This window comes from Pseudomonas kulmbachensis, from assembly GCF_963681935.1.
Taxonomy (GTDB): Bacteria; Pseudomonadota; Gammaproteobacteria; order Pseudomonadales; family Pseudomonadaceae; genus Aquipseudomonas; species Aquipseudomonas kulmbachensis.
Genome location: NZ_OY817088.1, coordinates 2,105,796 through 2,126,857, shown reverse-complemented (window position 1 = coordinate 2,126,857; position 21,062 = coordinate 2,105,796). Strand labels below are relative to the sequence as shown.

At 56.1% G+C, this 21,062-nt stretch carries 18 protein-coding genes; 9 read left to right on the top strand and 9 right to left on the bottom strand.

The features are described 5' to 3' along the window. The first annotated feature begins 471 nt into the window (after window positions 1–471). The 6 genes from U5A05_RS09665 (at window position 472) to U5A05_RS09640 (ending at window position 7,807) form a co-directional block, all read left to right on the top strand. Window positions 472–963: a CS1 type fimbrial major subunit gene (locus U5A05_RS09665; protein WP_321836213.1), complete on the top strand. Its 492-nt coding sequence runs from the start codon at window positions 472–474 to the stop codon at window positions 961–963. Between the two features lie 105 nt (window positions 964–1,068). Continuing rightward, complete coding sequence (locus U5A05_RS09660) at window positions 1,069–3,594, top strand: TcfC E-set like domain-containing protein (RefSeq protein ID WP_321836212.1); 2,526 nt, start codon at window positions 1,069–1,071, stop codon at window positions 3,592–3,594. A 64-nt stretch (window positions 3,595–3,658) separates the two neighbouring features. Then, window positions 3,659–4,396 carry a molecular chaperone gene (locus tag U5A05_RS09655; protein WP_261741883.1) on the top strand — a complete coding sequence of 246 codons (738 nt, stop codon included), beginning with the start codon at window positions 3,659–3,661 and terminating at the stop codon, window positions 4,394–4,396. Next, on the top strand, window positions 4,396–4,893 hold the full coding sequence (locus U5A05_RS09650) for a CS1 type fimbrial major subunit (RefSeq protein ID WP_261741882.1): 498 nt from the start codon (window positions 4,396–4,398) through the stop codon (window positions 4,891–4,893). The genes U5A05_RS09655 and U5A05_RS09650 overlap by 1 nt, the downstream gene beginning before the upstream one ends. Before the next feature lie 560 nt (window positions 4,894–5,453). After that, window positions 5,454–6,626 (top strand): acyl-CoA dehydrogenase family protein, encoded by a 1,173-nt coding sequence (locus U5A05_RS09645; RefSeq protein WP_321836211.1) that lies wholly within the window; start codon window positions 5,454–5,456, stop codon window positions 6,624–6,626. Then, complete coding sequence (locus tag U5A05_RS09640) at window positions 6,623–7,807, top strand: acyl-CoA dehydrogenase family protein (RefSeq protein WP_321836210.1); 1,185 nt, start codon at window positions 6,623–6,625, stop codon at window positions 7,805–7,807. The genes U5A05_RS09645 and U5A05_RS09640 overlap by 4 nt, the downstream gene beginning before the upstream one ends. A 103-nt stretch (window positions 7,808–7,910) precedes the next feature. Here the strand turns inward: U5A05_RS09640 and U5A05_RS09635 are convergent, their stop codons facing one another. From U5A05_RS09635 to U5A05_RS09620, 4 genes are all read right to left on the bottom strand, one after another. Then, a complete protein-coding gene (locus U5A05_RS09635) occupies window positions 7,911–9,524 on the bottom strand; it encodes a DUF1302 domain-containing protein (protein WP_261741879.1) in 1,614 nt (537 codons plus the stop codon). 99 nt (window positions 9,525–9,623) lie between these two features. Further along, complete coding sequence (locus tag U5A05_RS09630) at window positions 9,624–11,006, bottom strand: DUF1329 domain-containing protein (RefSeq protein WP_321836208.1); 1,383 nt, start codon at window positions 11,004–11,006, stop codon at window positions 9,624–9,626. A 25-nt stretch (window positions 11,007–11,031) separates the two neighbouring features. Beyond that, window positions 11,032–13,416, bottom strand: coding sequence for an efflux RND transporter permease subunit (locus U5A05_RS09625; protein WP_321836498.1), 2,385 nt, complete (start codon window positions 13,414–13,416; stop codon window positions 11,032–11,034). 307 nt (window positions 13,417–13,723) lie between these two features. Continuing rightward, window positions 13,724–14,194, bottom strand: coding sequence for a hypothetical protein (locus tag U5A05_RS09620; protein WP_261741877.1), 471 nt, complete (start codon window positions 14,192–14,194; stop codon window positions 13,724–13,726). A gap of 429 nt (window positions 14,195–14,623) precedes the next feature. On the opposite strand from U5A05_RS09620, the gene U5A05_RS09615 reads away from it, so the two are divergent. Further along, window positions 14,624–14,854, top strand: coding sequence for a hypothetical protein (locus U5A05_RS09615; RefSeq protein ID WP_261741876.1), 231 nt, complete (start codon window positions 14,624–14,626; stop codon window positions 14,852–14,854). Window positions 14,855–14,892: 38 nt separating this feature from the next. Here the strand turns inward: U5A05_RS09615 and U5A05_RS09610 are convergent, their stop codons facing one another. The 5 genes from U5A05_RS09610 to U5A05_RS09590 all read right to left on the bottom strand — a co-directional run bounded on the left by U5A05_RS09610 (window position 14,893) and on the right by U5A05_RS09590 (window position 19,241). Then, window positions 14,893–15,111, bottom strand: coding sequence for a hypothetical protein (locus tag U5A05_RS09610; protein WP_261741875.1), 219 nt, complete (start codon window positions 15,109–15,111; stop codon window positions 14,893–14,895). A gap of 131 nt (window positions 15,112–15,242) precedes the next feature. Beyond that, window positions 15,243–16,580: a DUF2235 domain-containing protein gene (locus U5A05_RS09605; protein ID WP_321836207.1), complete on the bottom strand. Its 1,338-nt coding sequence runs from the start codon at window positions 16,578–16,580 to the stop codon at window positions 15,243–15,245. A 197-nt stretch (window positions 16,581–16,777) separates the two neighbouring features. Then, on the bottom strand, window positions 16,778–17,182 hold the full coding sequence (locus tag U5A05_RS09600; protein ID WP_261741873.1) for a TraR/DksA family transcriptional regulator: 405 nt from the start codon (window positions 17,180–17,182) through the stop codon (window positions 16,778–16,780). A 342-nt stretch (window positions 17,183–17,524) separates the two neighbouring features. After that, window positions 17,525–18,055 (bottom strand): nuclear transport factor 2 family protein, encoded by a 531-nt coding sequence (locus U5A05_RS09595; RefSeq protein ID WP_321836206.1) that lies wholly within the window; start codon window positions 18,053–18,055, stop codon window positions 17,525–17,527. Continuing rightward, a complete protein-coding gene (locus U5A05_RS09590; protein WP_321836205.1) occupies window positions 18,030–19,241 on the bottom strand; it encodes an MFS transporter in 1,212 nt (403 codons plus the stop codon). The genes U5A05_RS09595 and U5A05_RS09590 overlap by 26 nt, the downstream gene beginning before the upstream one ends. Window positions 19,242–19,369: 128 nt before the next feature. Here U5A05_RS09590 and U5A05_RS09585 point away from each other — a divergent pair, with 128 nt between their 5' ends. Both U5A05_RS09585 and U5A05_RS09580 read left to right on the top strand, forming a co-directional pair. Beyond that, window positions 19,370–20,212: a helix-turn-helix transcriptional regulator gene (locus tag U5A05_RS09585; protein ID WP_321836497.1), complete on the top strand. Its 843-nt coding sequence runs from the start codon at window positions 19,370–19,372 to the stop codon at window positions 20,210–20,212. Window positions 20,213–20,630: 418 nt separating this feature from the next. Next, entirely contained in the window at window positions 20,631–20,912 is a 282-nt protein-coding gene (locus tag U5A05_RS09580) for a type VI secretion system contractile sheath small subunit (RefSeq protein ID WP_321836204.1), read from the top strand. The last annotated feature ends 150 nt before the right edge of the window (window positions 20,913–21,062 follow it).

Genomic DNA, 21,062 nt, shown 5'->3' with positions numbered 1-21,062 from the left:
GCCAAAATAGAAAAGATACAACTTACAAACCAAATATGGACATAACTTATCACCCAAAATAACGCACAGCTCACACAGCGAGCAGAGATACATCTCACACAACACCTGAAAATATGGCTTACATAAAAATAGAAAAAGTACCCCTCCAGCTTGACCTTTAAAGTAGAAACAGCCAATCACGTGATAATCAGTCCTCGCAGTAGAAAACACAGCGCTACATGACGTAGGAAATCCCCTTCAAAACTGAAGGCATAAAACCACAAAACAAGTAGGACTTTGCTATGTTATTCATAATGCGATCAAGCAATACTTCTCCTCGCTTTGACAGCCCACCTACTTCACAAGATAACCAAGACAATCTTGCAGACGGCCAAGCATTCAACGCATCGACAACCGGCCACTATAAAGTTCCGGCTCAGCACTGAAGGACTGGAATACCACGTCCTCAACACATATAAACAGGTAATAATCATGTTCAAGAAAGCAATCGCAACTTCCCTCGTCACCCTGGCTATCGGTTCTTCAAGTGCATGGGCTGCAAATGATGCCACCACCGCTATCAACATCACGGCTTCTATTCCAACCCAAGTGTTCCACGTCTTGCCGGTAAACCCTGACTTCGGCAGGGCCGAAGTGATGAACTACAACCTGCAAACAGGTCTGTTGTCTACCCTGCGCCAGTCATACAACATCAAGAACACCGCCGGTTCGATCAAGGCCTATATCGATGGCGGTCCAGTCGCGCTGTCCAATGGTACTGCCGCCAACAACATCGCACTGACCACCACCTTCAACGGTACAACACTGACTGCTGCTCCGCAGCAAGTACTCGCCAGCGGCGCTATAGCCACTGCAGGCACCTCGGCTGATCTGGTAATCACTCCTGCAGCGCCTGGCGATGGCGTGTCGGGCGACTTCAGCGCCGCATACACCGTTGTATTCGACAACGTGCCAACCCTTTGATCCAGGCCTGTAATTGATGTAACGCAACAGGTATCGCGTTCGGTCAGTTCAGGCTGGCCGAACGCTTCTTACTGCCTTTACTGCCTGCTATCGAGTATTTCGATTATGTTCCCGATGACTCCCATCGCGGCGGCGCTTGCCCTTCTGATTGGTACAACTGCAGTTGCAGCCTCTGAAACCAATGGCACTACGCCCCGTAGTTTATTGGCTCAGGCCAAAGGCTTGCCTGCGGACTTTGAAGAACACTTTTTCGATGTTCCATTGGCAGTGCAAGTCGAGCGCGATGGGCAACTATTGGGCGAAGCAATGATCGTACTTTCCCGTGACGATCGATTAACACTTATTGACTTTACCAACCACGACGGCAGCACCCTCCCGGTCGCCGAACGTGATACATGGTCTGACTACCTTAAACAGGGCGTCAAACTGGGCAACTGCTCTGCCAACTGCCCCGAACAATTGCTGGCAGTTCACTACAACCTTGAAAACTCTCTGATCTCGCTGCTGACTGAAAACGCCGAGCGTGAAAACCAGCAGAGCATGTACTACGACCTGCCAGAAGACGGCAGCCGTGGCCTGATTGTGCGCAATCAACTGAATATCAACGGCGGCCAGGAAGAAAACCTCAACGGTCGCTTCGGCCTGGAAGCCAGCAGCAGCTTGGGTAATTGGACCCAAGGGCTAAATCTGCAACTGTCACGTATTGGTGGCCCGGACGACACCAAGCTTTATCATGCAGTGCATGAGGCCTATACCCAACGTGAGTTCGAGGGCAGCTTTTTTCGCCTCGGTTATTTCACCCCCAGCTCCGAAGGCCTGACCCGCCAGGTTCGCACCTTCGGCGCCAGCCCCGATACCGCGTTAGGCGTGATGTACGGCAGCTCTGATAGCCTGGCCATCGACATGGCCAAACCCAGCATTTACCCCATCCACATCACGGCAAACCGTGAAGGTGCGGTAGAGATTTACCGCAATGGCCTGCTGATCAACACGCAACCCGTACAGGCTGGTCTGCAAAACATCGATACCCGCTCCCTGCCAGGCGGTATTTATGAAGTGGAAGTGCGCCTTGTCGAAGACGGCAAGACCACCAGTACCACTTCGGAACTGGTGTACAAGCCCAATAACTGGCGCAACCACGATCAGCGCTGGCGCTACAACCTGTTTGCCGGGCGTGAAACCAAGTTGTTAAGCAACTGGGAAGACCAATCCAGCGGTGATATGACTGGCGGGGCCTCGCTCAACTATTTGCTGCACCCACGCGTGGTGCTGGGTCTGTCCGGACGACAGGTCAAAGGCAATATGCAGCTGGGAACCTCAGTCGACTGGACGCTGGCCAACAACGCCAGCGTATACGCCAACGTCTATCAAACCCAAAACTACGGCACCGGTGTCGATGTGAACGCGCTTTACAGCTACGGCAACGGCAGCCTGGTGTTCAATCACAACCGTAGCTGGCTTGATACCCGTAACACCTACGAAACCCTGGCGGATGGTACGCGCCTGCGCAAACGCACTGCTTATGTTGGCCAGAACAGCAATTCGTCGATCTCGATGAACCACCGTCTCAACCCCAAAAACAGCCTGAATGCCCGTCTTTCTTACGCGGATGGCTATACCAAGGGCCATGGGATTGACGTGGGCTGGGCGCAAACGACCCATTTGTTCGGCAGTGATGGCAACTGGCGGCTATCGGTCTTTGATCGGCCTGCCAGCGCAAGCAGTGGTGCCAACCGTAACCGCGGGGTCGACTTATCTGTCAGCCTGGCACTTGGCGGTCCGGGCGAAAAATGGTCCGCCAGCCTCGGTTCACGCAGCTCCCGCGACGGTGGACGCGACAACAACGGCTCGCTGACCTATAACAAAACCTTGAAACATCACCTGCTGCAAAGCGTCTCGGCCACGGCAACCACCGACACTTACGGTGTCGGCTTGTCCGGCCGCGCGAGCGTCCAGACCAACACGCTCAATGGCGACGGCTTTGTGCAACGCTCCTCGTATAACGGCAAGTTCACCGGTGGCCTGAACCTGGACAGCACTGTCGCAGTCGGGGGCGGTAAAGCGGTGATGGCCAGTGAATACAGTGGTCGCGGCGCGGGCATGATTGTCGATGTGCAATCCGATGTCGACGGCATCACCTTGCGCGCCGATGACTTGAGTGGCAGCAGCACAATACTGCGACCGGGGCGCAACTTTATCCCGCTCACGGCGTATAAAAACAGCGCGGTAAGTTTCGACTTTGAAGGGACTGACGTCCCGGCTGCCACCATTCAACCCGCTCGCAGCCGCTACCACCTGAACAAGGGCGGCGTGGACTATCGCACCATCAGTGTGGTGCAAACCGTAACCGTACTCGGCCGTTTGCTCGACCCCAAAGGCGACCCACTCAAGGGCCATCACATCATCAACCACGCCAGCCGGGGCATTAGCGAAGTGGACGGGTTCTTCTCGATGGAAATGAATGCCCGCACACCAACCCTGGAAGTGCGCAAGGATGACCAGTTGCTGTGCCAGTTCCGGATTGACGCCAAGAACACCACAAAAGAGAAAGACGTTTTGCAAATCGGCGATTTACGTTGCCATCCCGATACGTTGGCAGACATGAAGAACAACCCGCAAATAGCCGGGTGAAAAAGCCAGAAAGCAAATCTATACACATTATTTACTGCACCTATATTCACAGTGAGATTAAACAATGAAACACATCTATTCAATTATTGGTCTTTGGCTGGTTTCACTCAGTGCCCTTGCGGGCCCCAACATTAATGTCGGCACCGTCTATGACTATATGGACGGCGATAAAAGCACCTATCTGAAGCGTGTATTCAATGGCGGCACCAGCACTGCATTTGTGCGGATCAAGATCATGGAGATTGTTTACAAGGCAGACGGTTCAAGTGAAGAAGTGCCACTAAAAACCCAGGCAGGCAGTGTGCGTGACGGTTTGATGGCCAGCCCGGCGCGCTTGATTGTGCCCGCAAAAGGCACCCAGGGTTCACGTTTGTTGTTTATGGGCAACCGCGATAAAGAGCGCTATTTTCGCGTACGTTTTGTCCCGGTAGTGCCTGAAAAAGAAGATGAATTTGCCTTGAACCAGGACCAAACCGACAACTACAAAAAGACCCTGTCTGCCGGGGTCAATATATTGGCGGGCTATGGCACGGTATTTTTTGTGCGCCCCAAGGCAACCCACATTGATACGCGTATCGAAGACAGCAAAGGCAAGTACTCGCTCAACAACAAAGGCAACACCGTGGTCGTGGTCGATGAATTCAAGGATTGCTCGGGCAAGGATTTACAAGACTGCAAGCCTGTCACCAAAAACCATATTTTGCCGGGTCGTACATTCAGTTTCATTAAAGAGCCCGGTCGCCATTATCGCTTTATGCTGATCGAAGCCGATAAACAAAAAATCATTGAGGTTAAAGGCTAATGCACCGTCCTGCCTGCAAAATCTCATACCTGGCTGTCGCGGCAAGCTTGGCACTCTGGATGCAGGCAGGATTTGCAGCACGCGAAGAACACACGTTTGAAGTCAGTGTCAGCATCCCGACTCTGGATTTCTATGTATTGCCCGTGGATCCGGGATTTCTGGAACGCGAGCAGCGAATGAACTGGGATCTGGGCCGCGAGTTTCTTCACCCCTTGCGCGCATCATTCGATGTGCGCAACGCCAGCGGCGGCATCGCCGCACGCTTGGGTCATGAGCCAGCGTTGTCCAATGGGCGCGATGAGATCGAACTTAGCGTGATTTTAAACAACCACCCGCTCACACCGATCAACACCGTAATCGTGCCCGAAAGCGAAGCAAGAAACGGTTCCAGAGTCCCATTGCGAATCGAGGCGATCAAGCCTCAAGACGGATTCAAGGCGGGTGAGTATTACGGCAGTGTGCAGATCATATTTGATGCTCTAGCTCCGGTACGTTAACAGAAAACCGCCAAATACTATGGCATCTGAACTGCCACGTAAAATCCGGGCAGCCTAAACAGCAAAGATACAAACAGACCTAAGTCGCGGTATTAAAATGAACATAGCACTGACCACCTCAAAAAATAGTGCTCGGCCTTGGCTGATGGGGAGCAACTGGGGTCACCCCTCCTTTGAACTGTGTATACAGCGGCGTTGGGTTTTACTCACCCAACAGTTATGGCTTCTTCTGGAAAACACCAGTCCAGGCACCTTGCCGAAAACAGGCTAAAATGGCTCGGCAGTTTCTCGTAAACAGTTGGGTGTTACGACAGAGCAGTTATTCAAGTCCACGCATTAGGTTGAAAACAAGCCGTCCACCTTGCACTTCGAAATCAAAAAACAGCATGTTGAAGAAATGTTGTCCGCGCAAGGCAAGTACAAAGGGCAATATCACCGTCGTCTGGGACTCCGAAGTCTGACGCGAAGTATTCATATGGACTAGTCCAGCTCAGGGATTGCACCCGCGCTGCACGCTTTCATGCTGGTGCCTCGATCCGTATGACTACGATGAGGCCTACATGGAGCTTGCCCTGACTGACGAGCAGCGAATGATTCAAACGTCTGCCGAGCGTTTTTTGACCCAGGTTGCCAGCTCCAGCGCCGTGCGCACGGCAATGGCCAGCGAGCGCGGGTACGACGCCGAGACATGGACGCGAATGGCTCAGGAGTTGTATTGGCCAGCACTGGCGATCCCCGAAGTGTATGGCGGGCTCGGGCTGGGCTTTGTCGAGGTCTGCCTGTTACAGGAACAATTGGGCCGACGTCTGCTGCCAAGCCCATTTTTTGCCACGTGCAGCCTGGCCACCCCTGCCCTGCTGCTTAGCCGCAATGAACCACTCAAGGAGCGCTGGCTGCCGTTGATCGCCGCTGGGGAAATTCGCGCCAGCCTGGCTTTCACCAGCGCGCCGCGCTGGGACGACAGCGGCGTGCAGGTGTATGCGCAAAGCCACTCAGGTGGGTATCGCCTCAACGGCGAGTATCGCTATGTAATTGACGGCGCCGACTGCGATCTGTTGATCATTGCCACCCGTACCCCGGGGAGCGTCGGTGAAGCCGGTATCCGTTTGTTTGCGATATCTGCCGACACACCCGGGATCCAGCGCCATTGGCAACCCACACTGGACCAGACTCGCCGCCTGGCCACCCTCACCTTGACCGACGTGGTCGTCTACGACGAACAGTTGCTCAGCGAGCCCGGACAGGGCTGGCCAATGCTGCGCGATGTGCTGCATATCGCCTGTATCGGCCTGGCGGCTGAACAGACCGGTGGCGCTCAGCAGTCGCTGGACATCACCTTGAGCTACATCAGCCAGCGCGAGCAGTTTGGCCGTCGCATTGCCAGCTTTCAGGCAATCAAGCATCGCTGTGCCGACCTGATGCTGGCAATCGAATGCGCCCGCTCAGCCAGTTACTACGCAGCCTGCATCGCCGACGAGTGCCTGAATATCGACGGTGATCCGAGTGCCCGGCAACAACTGGGTGAAGCTGGCGCCACGGCAAAAATTTTCGCCAGCGAAGGTTTTTTTCAGTGCGCGGCAGAATCCATCCAGCTGCATGGCGGCGTGGGTTTCACCTGGGAATACGACCCGCATCTGTACTTCAAGCGGGCACGGGCCAATGAGCAGATGCTCGGCACCCCGGCGTTTCATCGCGAACAATTGGCCAGACAGATTTTCGGAGAGCGCACATGAATATCGACTTTAGCGCGACAGACGAGCAGTTTCGCCAGCAGGTAGCCCAGTGGATGCACCAGCACCTGACGGGCGAGTTTGCCGCTCTGCGCTTTCGTGGTGGTCCGGGGGATGAAGACTTTTCTCCAGAGCTGCGTAAGCTCTGGGAGCAGCAACTGGCTCAAGGCCGTTGGATCGGTGCTGGCTGGGCTGCCGAGCATGGTGGTCGTGGCCTGAGTATCAACCAGCAAGTGATTTTCTTTGAGGAGTATGCCCGGGCGGGAGGTCCGGGACGCATGGGACATATTGGCGAAGGGCTGGTCGGGCCGACGATTGCCGCTTTCGGCACCCGAGAGCAGCAACTGCGTTTTTTGCCACCCATACTGGCCGGGCAACACTTCTGGTGCCAAGGCTACTCCGAGCCGGGGGCCGGCTCGGACCTGGCTAATATCAAGACTCGGGCCAACCTGGATGACGCCAGCGGACACTGGTTAATCAGCGGGCAAAAGGTCTGGACCTCGCTGGCCCATGAGTCGGACTGGTGCTTTGTGCTGGCACGGACCGAGCCGGGCAGTGTCGGCCATCGTGGCCTGTCGTTTCTGCTGGTCGAGATGGACCAGCCGGGTATCCGGGTACAACCGATCCGGCAATTGACCGGCACCAGTGAGTTCAACGAGGTGTTTTTTGATCAGGCACGCGCTTCGGCAGACAACCTGATCGGCCAACCCGGCGACGGCTGGAAAATCGCCATGGCGTTGCTCGGGTTTGAGCGTGGGGTGTCGACCCTGGGCCAGCAGATGCAGTTTCAGAATGAACTGGACGAAGTGGTGCGAATCGCCAAGACCAACGGCGCGGCGCAAGACCCAGTCCTGCGCCAACGCATCGCCCAGGCATGGAGCGGCTTGCGGGTGTTGCGCTACAACTCGTTGCGCATGTTGTCCGGCGTTCAGGATGGCAGCCTGCGCCCTGAAGCGACGATCTACAAACTGGCCTGGTCGACCTGGCATGTCGAGTTGGGCAAGCTGGCGATGGATGTGCTTGGGCCTGAAGCTGAATTGCTGGCAGGCGCGCCCTATGAGCTGACGCGGTTGCAGGCGCTGTTCCTGTTTACCCGGGCAGACACTATTTACGGCGGCAGCAATGAGATCCAGCGCAACATCATTGCCGAACGGGCACTGGGGATGCCGCGCGAAGCGCGTTAGAACTGCCTGACCAATCGCAGCCTCGCGCTGCTCGACAGCGGCTACAGCCGCTGTCGAGCAGCGCGAGGCTGCGTCCGGCTAGGTAACCCGGTCTACATCCGGGTCAGAACGTGTACTTGCCGTTAAACGACAGATAGTCCCGATCCGCCATGGTCCGCCCCTGGGCAATATCTGCCGAACTCAAATACGCCACGTAGGTCAGGCCCAACTGAAAGTTGCCCAGGTATTTGAAATCGCCGCCCAGTGTCAGGCGTTTTTCAGCACGGCCCAGCCCGGAATAGGCGCTGCCATCGATGTTCTGGGTCCAGGTGGCCTTGGTGGTCAAGTCCCAGCCGTTAAACACGTTAGGGTGATCGAAGTACGCACCGATCCCCAACAGGCTGGAGCCCCGGGTCTGGCCGTCATACACGTATTTGTTGAAGGTGCCGTCCGTGCCCGCGCCGCCACCGGTAATGGTCAGATCGTCCACACCCTGAATTCGCTGGTGCACCACTTCGGTCATCAACGTGGTCTGTTGCGCCATAAACGTCGGCCCGATCATATACACCGCGTTCAGGTTGCCTTGCCACACCTGGCCACGGGCCGGAGCGCCGTTGCTCAGGTAGACCGCCGCGCCGTCGCGATAGCTCAGGTCACCGGCAAACTGCACCGAATCACCCGCCTTGGTGGTGAAACTCACGCCGGTGAGCTTGATGTTGTCGAAGTAGCCCAGTTGGTAGCTTGGGCCATTGCCGTTGCCCCCCACTTTGCTCAGCGAGGAATAGTGGGTCTGCCCGGTAAAGTCGAAAAACAGCGACGGCACGCGGTCGTGGTAGCGGTAATGGAACAGGCCAATCTCGGTGTTTTGCGTCAGCCGGTAGCGGGTGCCAAGGCCCCACTCACCGCTGTTGCCGGGTTTGACCGAGCCGCCATAACCGACAGCTGCCGAGTCCGGCAGGTTGTTGACCACACCCGGAGCCAGACGAAAGAACTCGGCTCCGGGGCCAAAGGTGTCGCTGCCAAAGTAGTCACCCACCGGGTTTAGCTGGGTCTCTTCCCACTTGTATTGGTAGAACCCGAGCAAGGCCAGGTCTTCGTTGACCGACCAGGAGCCCGATAGCTGCCCAACCGGCAGATAAGCATCCTTGGCTTCGGTTCCCGGCACGTTGAACTTGGTCGCGTCTACCGGTGCCTGGCCCTGGCTGATGTTGGGCCAGAACAGGCTCTCGCCCCACGCCACCAGATGCCGACCGGCCTTGAGCGACAGGTACTGGTCGTCATTGACGGTGAAGTCGCCATACACGTAGGCATCCAGCAACCGCGCCTTGCTCCCGCTGAGTTTGCGCGTGTCCTGGCTGAAGTCGTTGTAGCGTCCGGTTTTGTTCACCGTGTCTGGCGAGTCGTTGTCGTTGCGCTGGTGGTAGACCTCGTCATAGAAATGACTGCCGCGCACCACCGCGCCGAGGTTGTCGTGCTTGAGCATCAACTCGCCAAACACGCTAACCCGGTTGTTGATCAATGAGCCGCGCTTGAAGTTGCGCGTGGCATCGTCGTAGTTGATGTTGTTGAGGTATTCATGATCAGGCTTTTCGGTTCGCATCGAAGCCGTGTAGTTCACGGTCAGTGATGAGTCGAGTGTGGTGTCTTCACCCAGCTCGATGGTTGGAGCAGCCAGCGCCAGGGTACTGAGCCCCGACAGCAAACCGGTGCCCACAAAACGTGTGTACTGCTTAAACATGCCATGCTCCTTTTTATTCTTGTTTTTGCTCCGCCCAGCGCTCTGCGCACAGGTCAGGGCCTGTGGCAGAGCGCCAAGCGGAGTCAGGGCGTTACAGGTTTACTTGCCGGCCCGGCGTGCCGCTTCGGGACCAAAGTCACCCGCAGCAAAACCGCCTTTGTTCAGCACATAGCCGTTACGTTGTTCGTTGATCAGGTTGAAGGCTAGGTAGCTGCCTGCGTTCAGATCGTGATACAGGCCAACACCGGCCTGCCAGGTCTGGGTTTCCGGGGCGTAGAAGTAATTGACCATCGAGGTGCGCCACAGCTCGCCACGGTTGTCATAGTTGTCGCCCATGATCGGGAACCAACTGTCTTCGTCGATATACATCGTGCGTTTGCCGTACAGATGGCGGTTGCCGGGCTTGAGCACACCCTCGAGTACCCACACGCGGTGCAATTCGTAACGCATGTTGTCCGGGTTGATATGACCGGGGGTCAACATGCTGGCGTACTTCAGATCACTGGCGTGCAGCCGCGCAGTGTTATAGGGGATATACAGCTCTTTTTTACCAACGATATTCCAGTTATAGCGCTGGGCCGAGCCGTTGAATATCCGCACTTCGTCGACGGTGATCGAGCCTCCCGAGCCTGGAAATGCCATATCAAAACCGTAACCCGGTGACTGGCGAACGCGGCGTGTGCCGGGGTCGTAGCGCCAGCTCTGGCGCGGCTCGGTCTTGTCGTTCCAGTACTCGGTGCCGGTGTTGATTTCGCCCTTGTCGCGCTGGGGCAGCAGGGTTTCGTTGAGATAGAACGAGGAGTTGCCGACAGTCTCGCCAATTTTGCCCGGTTCCAGCCCCGGCGCCATGTTGCGCGAGTGCACCCGCCCCCAGTTGATATTTCCGTCCTTGAGCACATAGGCGTTGTCCGAGGTGTATTCCTCGGTCCAGGCGCGCACGGTAAACAGCGATGCATTTTTCAGCAGTTCAATACCGTTTTGCGGGATCGGGAAGGCTACCCCGCCGGTGCGTGCGACTACGCCTTCACCGTCGTCGACCAGCTTGGCCACCGAAGCGTTTTCCAGGGTGGCCTTGCACACCGTGTCAGAGAAACGGAAGTCGCGGTGCGACGGGTATATGGGCATGCGAAAGGTCTGTGGGTACAGCTTGAACAAGGCTTTCTGCCCTTCGGACAGGTGCGCGCCGTACTGGCTCAGGTTTTGCGCGGTAATCACAAACAGCGGCTTTTCGTTGGGATAGGGGTCGATTGGATGCTTGCCCGTGCCCTCGAACTTCATCCCCGGCGCGGCACCCAGCCATTGGCCGCCAAATGCCGGGATGGTGCCTTCGGCATTGCCTTCCTTCTGGGCACCGACGCAGGTCAAATCCTTGCCCAGTCGGGCGATCTGATCGGCTGGGGCCTGGGCCAAAGTCAGCCCGCTGTAACCGTGCAAAACGAGGGCGACTGACAGCCAGCCGCCCATATGAGTGATACGTCGCATGGAGTTCTCCTTGTTGTTATTAGATTCAAACTTCACGAACGCTGCGCGTCCGATCACAGCCTGCGGCAGCGGCTACAGATTTTTGTGCATGGGGTTGATTGCTGAAGTTGAACCAGGCGGCCAGCGCCGGGAGCAGGAAGATCGCGCCCAGTACGTTGACCATAAACATGAAGGCCAGCAGCAGGCCCATATCGGCCTGGAACTTGAGCGGCGCAAATACCCAGGTGCACACCCCCAGTGACATGGTGAGCGCGGTAAACACCGCCGCCGTGCCGCGCTGGCACATGGCGCGGTAGAAGGCTTCGCGAAGGTCTTGCCCCTCGGCCATTTCATGCTCGATGCGCTCGTACAGGTAGATCCCGTAGTCCACCCCTACCCCCACGCCCAGCGCCATCACCGGCAGGGTCGCCACTTTGAGGCCGATGCCCAGCAATGCCATCAGCGCATTGCACAGCACGGCAACGATCGCCAGCGGCACCAGAATGCACAGCACTGCACGCAGCGAGCGAAAGGTCAGCAGGCAAAACAGCGCCACGGAGATGAACAGCGCCGCGAGCATCACTACTTCGGCGTGCTTGACCGCTTCGTTGGACGCGGCCATGACGCCGATATTGCCGCCGGCTAATTTGAACTCCACGCCCGGCACCTGAATCCCGGCGATCACGCGTTTGGCTTCATCCAGCACGTGGGCCACGGTGGTGCCTTCGTGATCGGTCAAAAACACCAGAACTTGCATCTGCTGGCAGCCGTCAGTCACCAGCCCCGAGTCCGGCGAATAGGCATAGGCGCCCTGCTGCAAGCCCTGGGCTGAACCTGGAATTGCCGCCCAGCGCGGGTTACCTTCGTTGTTACCAGCAATTACTTGCTTGCTCATGCCCGCCACGCTTTGCACCGACTGCACGCCGGGGACTTCGCGCATCTTGAAATCGAAGGTTTCCACCGCCCGCATAACGGCCGGATCCAGACAGGCTTCGCTGCGATCACGAATAGTCAGAAACACCGACAGCACGTCGAGGCCGATGGAGTAATGGCTGATGATTTTCTGGTTGTCCTGGTTGTAGCGCGAATCGGCGCGCAGTTCCGGCGCACCCGAGCCGATATCGCCAGTGGCCAGCTCACGGGCCTTGATCGCACCCACCGCCAGCAGCACCAGGCTGATGGCGAACACCCAAAGTGCCGGCCCCGGCGTGGCCAACGCTGAAAGACGCCACCACAGCGGGTGGCGCTGGTTCAACAACTGCGCCTGAGCCCTCATCAAGCGCGGCTCAAGGCGCAGATGAGCGATGATCAGCGGCAACATGATTTTGTTGGTGATGATCATCAGCATCACACCGATGCAGGCCGTGACGCCCAGTTCGTGAACGATGGGAATATCGATCAGCATGATGACCCCGAAGCCCAGGGCGTTCATCAGCAATGCCAGGGCACCGGGGATAAAAATCTTGCTGAATGCCGCCTTCGCCGCTGTCACCGAGTCACTGCCCGCCAGTACTTCCTGCTTCCAGGCATTGGTCATTTGCACCGCGTGGGATACACCAATCGAGAAAATCAGGAACGGCACCAGAATCGACATCGGATCGATTCCCAGGCCCAGCAATGGCAGCAAACCGAGCAACCAGATCACCGGCAGCAAGGCGACAAACAGCGCCACCAGGGTCAGGCGCAACGAACGTGAATACACCCATAGCAACGCCCCGGTGATCAGGAACGCAATGGCGAAAAAGCCCATCACGGTATTCAGTCCCTCGACCACATCGCCTACCAGTTTGGCAAAGCCGACAATGTTGATTTCGATATCGGCGCTGCTGTATTTGGCGCGGATATCTTCCAGGCGCTGGGCGATTTGCACATAACTCACCGGCTGCCCGGTCTTGGGATCAATGTCCTGCAGGTCGGCGCGCACCATTGCCGATTTCAGATCATTGGCCAGCAAGCGGCCGACCTGCCCCGAGCGTGCGGCATTGCTGCGTACTTGCTGCAAGTCTTCAGCGGTTGCGGCGTATTGCGGCGGCACGACCAGATCACCGACGTAGCCGTCTTCGGTGATTTCGATATAGCGCACGTTGGGGGTGAACAGCGAGGTCACGCTGGGGCGGCTGACCCCGGAAATAAAGAACACATCGTCCGTGACCTGTTGCAGGGTCTGCAGGAATTCGGGGTTGTAGATATCGCCCTGGCCTTTCCAGTGCACGCTCACCAGCAGGCGATTGGCGCCGGTAAAGATCCGGCTGAAATCCAGAAAATTGACCATGTAGGCATGGCGCACGGGGATCTGTTTGTTAAATCCGGGGTCCAGCCGTACCTGGGTGGCGCTGTAGCCCAGAGCCAGGGTCACCAACAGAAAAAAGCCGAGCAAGCCTTTACGCTGCGCCATTAATAGCTCGGCGCAGTTGCTTACAAACCGCTGCATGGGCGAGAGCTTGAGTGGGCCAGTCATCAGCAGCCACACACAGCAGATAAAAAGACGATTGCGCCCATGCCCGCGGTCCCTCGCACACTTGTTAGAAGTGATCACGATAATCAAACGGCCTGCCACCCGGAACATCGTCCATAGGGGCTAGGCTGTTTGAGGGAGGGCCTGCGGCGTTGTAGATACTCTGTTGCGGGTCAAGCCCCTTGTGGGAGCGAGCCTGCTCGCGAAGTCATTCGCGAGCAGGCTCGCTCCCACGCTTGAAGTATCCCTGTCACTAGGGAGCGCAGCGGCTACAAATAATGGGTCACTCTTTACTGGCCTTGAAGGTCAATTCGCCCTTGGGCCACTTGGCGGCTTTGGCGGTCACGGCTTTCAAGGTTTTGCTCAAACCTTCGGTGAGCTGTTCCTTGGCCGCGAAGATCAACATCACGGTCTGGCCTTCCTTGAACACGATGCCTTCGCCCAGAGGCGAGCTGACATAGGCGTATTCACCAATCCCGTAGACAGTCATCTTGATGTCACGAAATTTTATTTCGAACTTGCCACCTTCTCGGCTGGGCAAGACTGCTGCGCGAAAGTGATCGCCGACCTTGAGCCCAAGGCCCGGTTTGTCGTCTACCACCAGCGCTGATTCAGTATCGATTTCAGCGATGTAAATACCTTCTGCGGTTTGCTCGGTGACGTACACGAAACGGGACTGGAACAGTTTGACCAACCGTGCCCGCAAATCACCCAGAACAAACAACGCATGCATTTCCAAATTGCTGACTGCCAACGAAAAACCCTCGAAACTAAAAGTGGAGCTACCAGAACAAATGACAGGCAGCAGAAAAAAGGCCTCAGCCCACTTGATAAGAAAACCGGATACAACCCAGAGTCAGGAGTGACATAAAACAACAAGACTAACGAGCGCCGCAGATGGATGGGCGTCAAGCCGGGCCTGCATCAGTGAAAACCGGCTAAAAAATACCGTCGGGGCGCCATTCTAACGGCTCAGGCCTGAAGTTGGGTATACACATCCACTTCTGTGTCAGGTATTCGATGATTTTTTTACTTCGTTTGGGCCCTGTTCAACAGGGCTTTCGTCGCCCGGTTCAGTTAACTGCGCCGCTCAGAGGCAACAACTGCCATACTTGCAAAAAAATCGACCTGGCCCATGACGCCGGGTTGTCTGGGCTTCATTACCTCGAAGGGAAAGTGACACGTGACGGAATTTGATATTGGCGAATTTTTTATCCGCGGCGAGTCCAAAGAAGTCGACGGTGAGTTTCAGGCAGTGATCGTGATGCGGGCCAAGCCACCGCTGAAAACGGTTACCTACCATCAGGTCGAAAAAGACCGCTGGTTCAAGACCGCCGAGCAAGCTGAAACTGCAGCCAAAAGCTCTGCACAAGAGCTAAAACTTGCGGTGGACGCTGGCGCCCTCAACGCTTAAATCCCGATCACCTTCAACTAGCGCCATCCGAGCCCATATCAAGCACGCTGAGCCCGAACCTGCATTGCGCAATGGTCGGCGTTCAGCTGCGCGAGCCAGGCTGCCTGACACTCTTCAGCCTCCGGGCGGCTGGAAAATGCCGTACCGCGCTGCTCACCATTGACCAGTACTACCCAGCAGACCTTCTGCCCCATGGCACGCAAGCCAGCGGGTACACCACTGCCGATCATCACGGCGACATCAACCTGGTTAGACATGATGGTGACTCCACCTATTTAGTTAGTTACCTAACGATGTCGACCATCTTAGAGCGTTAGCGCCGCCGGAAAAAGCTATGTAATGCATAGATCCATTGCATCAGCGGTAACAATATCTCCCTCGCGCCGGTTTAAACCGGTGCCTTCTGCTCGTACACCGAGCGCCCGCCCTCTTGCGGTATATTGAAGAAAGCCTTGTCCAGCACGCCAAGCCCTTCGCCCACATTGGCATTCCAGTTGGCTGACTGGTGGACGTAACGCTGGCGCAGCAAACGCTCTTCGCCAGCACTCAAACGAATGCGCCCCTGACGCACCTGAACCTCAAGCTGCGCAGCGATAGGCAGTAGTTCATCGGGTAGCCCGGCCTGTGCATCGGTCAATTTGCCGAAGGGCACACCCTGCTCGCATGCCAGCCCGTGCATGATGCGCAGGTACACCCGCGACAGCTGCCCCTGAACCCGACGCTGCATAAAGACTGCGGCCTGTACGCGTTTCATGGGATCTTGGCGGCTGCCCTCGGGCTGTTCGCGGGTGCGTATCTCTAAAAAGGCGTCCGGGTCCTTTGGGTCAATCAGATCTTCGGCCTGCCAGGCCAGCAGTTGTGCCTGTGTCAACTTCCAGGTCTGAGTGGCTTTGATCGAAGTCGACGGGCTGACCAGATTGCTCTGCCTGCGGGTCAAAAATACCTGTTCCTGCGTTTCATCCGGATAGCCACCGCCCACATCGGCATGAGCACCGGGCACCGCAATATCCATCGGCCATTGTGGCGCGATTCGACTCAACGAAAAATTGCGCCGCTGCTCATCACGCGCATTCAATTGCACCACTTGCTGGGCGCATTTTGGCCCAAGGTACAGATTGAGGCCCGGGTTGACCTCGTCACCCACATCCCCCAAGTCCTCCAGCCCGCCCATCGCCGCGACAGTATCGAACAGCCCCACAAACTGGATCTCGCACTCAAACTCGGGCGCCAGTTGGAATTGTGTTTTAAATGCGATGCTGTGCACTTGATTGGCAAAGTGCCGGGCCGCCGCCGCACCGCGACTGAAGCCAAAAAGATCCAGTTGCAAACGTGTAATCGAACCAGGCGCCTCAAGGCTCACAAAGTGCCTCATGCACTCGATCAACTGTGCTTGGGCCTGATCGGCCTTGCCCAATACTCCGGTACGTCCACGGCCGTAGGTCAGGCCTGGAAAAGCAGTATCGGCTGCCCCCGTGGTAGTGCCTATGCCACTGACATACAGCGCCGCCAGCGCCTGGCCGTTACCATCAAACGCCTTCTGCGCGGGGTAGCACTGGTACAGCTTGGCTATATTGGTCGCCACACCGGCATAACTGCTACCGGTATCGACCACCAGACCTTGAGCATGCCTGGCTTGCCCGGACAGAATATTGAACGCGTTATTGGCCGTACCATCGAAAAAAATACCGACACGCAGCACGCGCCCCGTAATGTTTGAGTGTCTCATGACACTGGTCCTCGATTAATTCAGCCTCGCGCAAACACGCCGTGCCAAATATAAGGGGACACAACCGGAACATTCAGCTCAACGTCTAGTTTAAATTTTAGCGGGGATTACAGCGGGGTGTATGGCTGCAGTACGAACGACCGCAAACCCGTCAAGCTGCCGGAACCGCATGGCGCGGCTCCGGCAAGGTCAGGCGCTTAGGCCTGACGCTGGTGTTTGTCGATTTGCTCGTGACGCTCTTGAGCTTCGATGCAGTACTTGGTGGTAGGGCTGATCAGCAGGCGCTTAAGGCCAATTGCATCGCCGCTGTCATCGCACCAGCCGAAGCTGTCATCCTTGATACGTTCCAGAGCCTGTTCCAACTGAGGCAGCATGCGCTGGTCGCGGTCAATTGCGTTCACCAGCCAGGTGCGCTCTTCCTCAACCGAAGCGGCGTCCGCAGGGTCGGCCGGAGTGTCCAGGCTCTCGATCGCGATGCGGTTCTGCTCAATACGCGCGTGGGTTTCGACCTTCATGTTTTGCAACAGCTCACTGAAAAAAGCATGTTGCTCGGCATTCATGTAGTCATCCGCCGGCATGGCCAGCAACTTATCCTTTGTCATTGATTTCTCTATAAAAAATACGTGCATTAAGGCGAATTAGGGAGCGTCCTGACCGTTCTTCATCCCAACCAGTTAGGTGCCATCTATTTCAAGCGCCACCCGGCACTCAATTTACGAGGGGCGGCAGTCTAAGGCCGACTTATCGACTCAGCAACCGAAAACACACCTATTTGTCCAGCAAAACCTGAAAAGTGATGAAAAACATGCCTGGCGGGGGTTAATGGAGTGCGTTTATAGCAAGAAATTCAATGCCCAGGCTGAAAATGAGCACACCAGGTGCAAAGACCTGGTGTGTGTATGGAGCTGTTCCGCTTTAGGATTGTGCAGACCGCGGGCCAAGGCTCAGTCTTGTAGGTACTCAATGACCGGGGCCATGCAGCTGATCTGCGGGGCGCGCTCAATCATCTCGCCGGGCAAGCACCACGGATAATCGAGACTTTGCAGCCAGTTCATGACCGGCTCCAACTCCTGGGGTGGACACACCTGCATGTGTTCGATCGTGATGCGCAGTTGCTCTACGAGCCCCGATTGCGGTTCAAAACACCAGTGATATTCGCCGCACCCTATGCGCAGCTCGCCAGTCTCTTTAACAGACATCCCCACCAGCCATTTGCAGTCATGGGTAACGGCCTCTGCCGAGGGAGGTTCACCCAGGCAGAACGTATAGACGTTTTCATAACTCTGGCCAAAGCGTCGTACCAGCACATCAGCGATGCCTGCTCGGCCGCTGACCTGAGGGGGAAATGAAATGGTTCCTGTATGCACAACCATTTCAAGGGTTGCATCCGGAGTGAAGGATTGGCGCAGAAGGTCAGGCCGGTTTGCATCCTTGGCAAAAATGTACTTTTCAATCGATCGAGCGGTGTTCGACATTTTGGATGAGTCCTGGAAGTCGGGTTTTATGTGCGCGCAAATTCATGAACTGTAAAACGGTGCCAAGAAACGCCACTGCACCGGCACAGATCGCCAGCGTCCAACCTGGCATGTTCAACAGCAATAGAAAACCTCCTGCACCGGCACCTGCTGCGCTTCCCAGGTAAAGGGCAGACTCGTTCAAGGCAACGGCCAAATTACCATCGCCATTTCGCTCCCGCGCCGAGATCAATTCGTTGTTTTGGGGAACCTGCAAGGCCCATCCCACGCCACCCCATATCGCTATAGGAATCATGGCCAACCAGGGCGATACGGCGGCGGCCACTGGCAATGCCAATAGTGAAACGGTCAACACCAGCATGATGATAAATATCAGCACTGGCCCCTCAGTCCGCTCAACCAGCGGAGCAATCAAGAAGCTTCCCGCGACGCCACCAAGACCCCAGACCCAGAGATAGGGGGTCACGTTGTCGACTTTTGCATAACTGGGATCAGTTATAAACGGGACGATGAAGGTATACATCCCCAGACTGGACACTGCGGCTAACAGCGAGACCATCAGGATGCTCACGACTTTTCTGTTTTCCAGCAGCAGGAGTTTGCTACGGATTGTCATCTGCGGCCCGGCAGGCAGATCGGGTAGTTTGATCAGCAATCCCAGCCATGAGCCAGCCCCTAGCAAGGCAATGAGCCACAGAGCGGCCTGCCACCCTGACTGCTCAGCGAGCAGCAGGCTTAAAGGGACACCCAGAACGGTCCCACTGGCCATTCCGGCCATGATGATAGCAATCGCTCGACCGCGCCTGTGCGGTTCAGAGACCGTCGCACAAGCCGTGATTCCGGTTGCCAGATAAACACCGGCCCCAAGCCCGGCAAATGCACGACATACCAGCAGCACGGCAAAGTCATCAACGACAGTGCTGGCCACATTAGCCAAAACAAAAACCCCCAGGGCGGACAACAACCCGAACCTCTGCCGGTGCGCAGGTAAAAGAGCAACGCACACAGGTGACCCGATGCCATACGCCAAAGCGAACACCGTCACCAATTGAGCCGCTGCTGCCACAGACACGCTAAAGGACTGCTCAATCATGGGTACCAGGCCAGCCGTAACAAAGGACGCCATGCCCAGCGCAAAAGCGCCGAGGGCAATCCAGTAGACCGATGAGGGTGTAGTGCTGTGCATGAGAATCCTCCTTGACGAAATCAGGGCAGCGCATGCATTGCGCACACCGTCAACTTGGCGAATTCTTTAGCATGCTAATAATTGTTACAATATCTACCATTTATACTGTTACTAGGAGCAACTGGATAATGGCAAGGACACTGGAGCGTACCCGGGAGGAGCTGGCAGCATTTTTGCGTAGTCGCCGGGAACGAATTTCACCCGAACAGGCAGGCTTACCCGCAAGCGGGCGAAGAAGAACGCCGGGCCTGCGGCGCGAGGAAGTCGCCGCGTTGGCCGGCGTCGGCCTGACCTGGTACACGTGGCTTGAGCAAGGCCGCGATATAGGGGTTTCCCCGGCGTTCCTCGACAGCCTTTGCCGCGTTTTGAAACTTGATGCAACGGAACGCAGGCACCTTTACCTGCTGACCTACCAGCGTGCACCGGCAGAACAGGCGCAAACATGGTGTGTCGTGCCAAAAGTCATCCATCGATTGATGGCAGACATGCCTCTGCGCCCTGCTTACGTACTCAATCTGCGCTGGGATGTACTGGCATGGAACTCGGTCGCCGATAAAATCTTCAACTTTGCAGGCAAACCTGCAGAACAACGCAACCTGCTGTGGATGCTCTTTACGGATGAGAAAATGCGTTCGCTATTGTGCTCCTGGGAGCAGCAAGCGATACAAATGCTCTCCAGTTTTCGCAGGGATTTTGCCCATGCTTCGGCACAAAGCGATATTGCTGAGCTGGTGCGTAGCCTCGAAAAAGTCAGTGCCGACTTCAAACACTGGTGGAACAGACAGGATATCCAGGGGCCCTGCCAAGGCATCAGGCACTTTGATATTCCTTCATTTGGAAATATCTCGTTTGAGCACACCACTTTGACGATTGACGCCGACAGACACTTGCATCTGGCTTACTACGCGCCCTGCCTGGAAGAACCGGCCCAGAGCGCATTTGAAGGATGGCTGCAAGGCAAAGCCGACTAGAAACCACGCATCTACTGGAATCGAAAGTGCCTTATGGTCACCCATGAGGCAAGTGATGACAGCGCACGCATATAGTATTTCCACTTTTAAACACTGATGTAAATTTCAGTAAGAAACCACTACAGACTAAGTGCGCTTACATCCATATATCTGCGTGAATCCACGACCTCTAATACCTCACCAGTTACATCGAAAAAACCTACAATCTTCTCCGTAAATCTTATCCATAGCAGCGTATTTCCTGACAATACTGCTCTGTTTTGGCACTTTACAATCACTGGCGCAAAACCTAGATCACAAGCCAAGTAAATGGGCGATATGTCACCGCGTGTATCGCATTACAGGGCATTGGCGACAACGTCTTGCATGCATCCATCCATACCCTTCATATATGGAGCTCAACGTGATGAGTAACGCCTTGATTGCCAATGCCGCCCCCTGCCCTGAGCAAACACCGTGTGTGCAGCCCCAGAGTTGCGCTGGGCATACCTGCATGCTGGAACTGTGCAAACTGCTGAAATTGCGCGATGCATTGATTGTACTAAAGGGCCCTCTAGCCAATAGCCCGGGCGCGCGCAGCTTTATCGAGCGGCGGCTTTTTAACAACGAGGTTTATGAGCGCGTATTGGGCAAACTCGCGCCAGACAAGCCCGGCCAGTACGGACGCTTATCTGCTCACGGCGGCAAACATCAAAAATAATGCACTTAACCAGCATTATTATGCATTTGCGGATTGATTCTACACTGGGCAGACTGCACACGTTCCTCCCCCAAATGAAGGAACATTTTCAAGGGCTTGTCGGGAATCCCGCCAAGCCTTTTTTTATCTGCCTCGCCCTCAAAACCGGAT

Excerpts from the sequence above, each read along its gene's own strand:
- U5A05_RS09635 (WP_261741879.1), bottom strand. The coding sequence starts at position 9,524 with ATGTTTAAGCAGTACACACGTTTTGTGGGCACCGGTTTGCTGTCGGGG.
- U5A05_RS09650 (WP_261741882.1), top strand. The coding sequence starts at position 4,396 with ATGCACCGTCCTGCCTGCAAAATCTCATACCTGGCTGTCGCGGCAAGC.
- U5A05_RS09595 (WP_321836206.1), bottom strand. The coding sequence starts at position 18,055 with ATGTCGAACACCGCTCGATCGATTGAAAAGTACATTTTTGCCAAGGAT.
- U5A05_RS09605 (WP_321836207.1), bottom strand. The coding sequence starts at position 16,580 with ATGAGACACTCAAACATTACGGGGCGCGTGCTGCGTGTCGGTATTTTT.
- U5A05_RS09600 (WP_261741873.1), bottom strand. The coding sequence starts at position 17,182 with ATGACAAAGGATAAGTTGCTGGCCATGCCGGCGGATGACTACATGAAT.
- U5A05_RS09610 (WP_261741875.1), bottom strand. The coding sequence starts at position 15,111 with ATGTCTAACCAGGTTGATGTCGCCGTGATGATCGGCAGTGGTGTACCC.
- U5A05_RS09665 (WP_321836213.1), top strand. The coding sequence starts at position 472 with ATGTTCAAGAAAGCAATCGCAACTTCCCTCGTCACCCTGGCTATCGGT.
- U5A05_RS09630 (WP_321836208.1), bottom strand. The coding sequence starts at position 11,006 with ATGCGACGTATCACTCATATGGGCGGCTGGCTGTCAGTCGCCCTCGTT.
- U5A05_RS09655 (WP_261741883.1), top strand. The coding sequence starts at position 3,659 with ATGAAACACATCTATTCAATTATTGGTCTTTGGCTGGTTTCACTCAGT.
- U5A05_RS09625 (WP_321836498.1), bottom strand. The coding sequence starts at position 13,416 with ATGCAGCGGTTTGTAAGCAACTGCGCCGAGCTATTAATGGCGCAGCGT.
- U5A05_RS09640 (WP_321836210.1), top strand. The coding sequence starts at position 6,623 with ATGAATATCGACTTTAGCGCGACAGACGAGCAGTTTCGCCAGCAGGTA.
- U5A05_RS09590 (WP_321836205.1), bottom strand. The coding sequence starts at position 19,241 with ATGCACAGCACTACACCCTCATCGGTCTACTGGATTGCCCTCGGCGCT.
- U5A05_RS09660 (WP_321836212.1), top strand. The coding sequence starts at position 1,069 with ATGTTCCCGATGACTCCCATCGCGGCGGCGCTTGCCCTTCTGATTGGT.
- U5A05_RS09585 (WP_321836497.1), top strand. The coding sequence starts at position 19,370 with ATGGCAAGGACACTGGAGCGTACCCGGGAGGAGCTGGCAGCATTTTTG.
- U5A05_RS09645 (WP_321836211.1), top strand. The coding sequence starts at position 5,454 with ATGGAGCTTGCCCTGACTGACGAGCAGCGAATGATTCAAACGTCTGCC.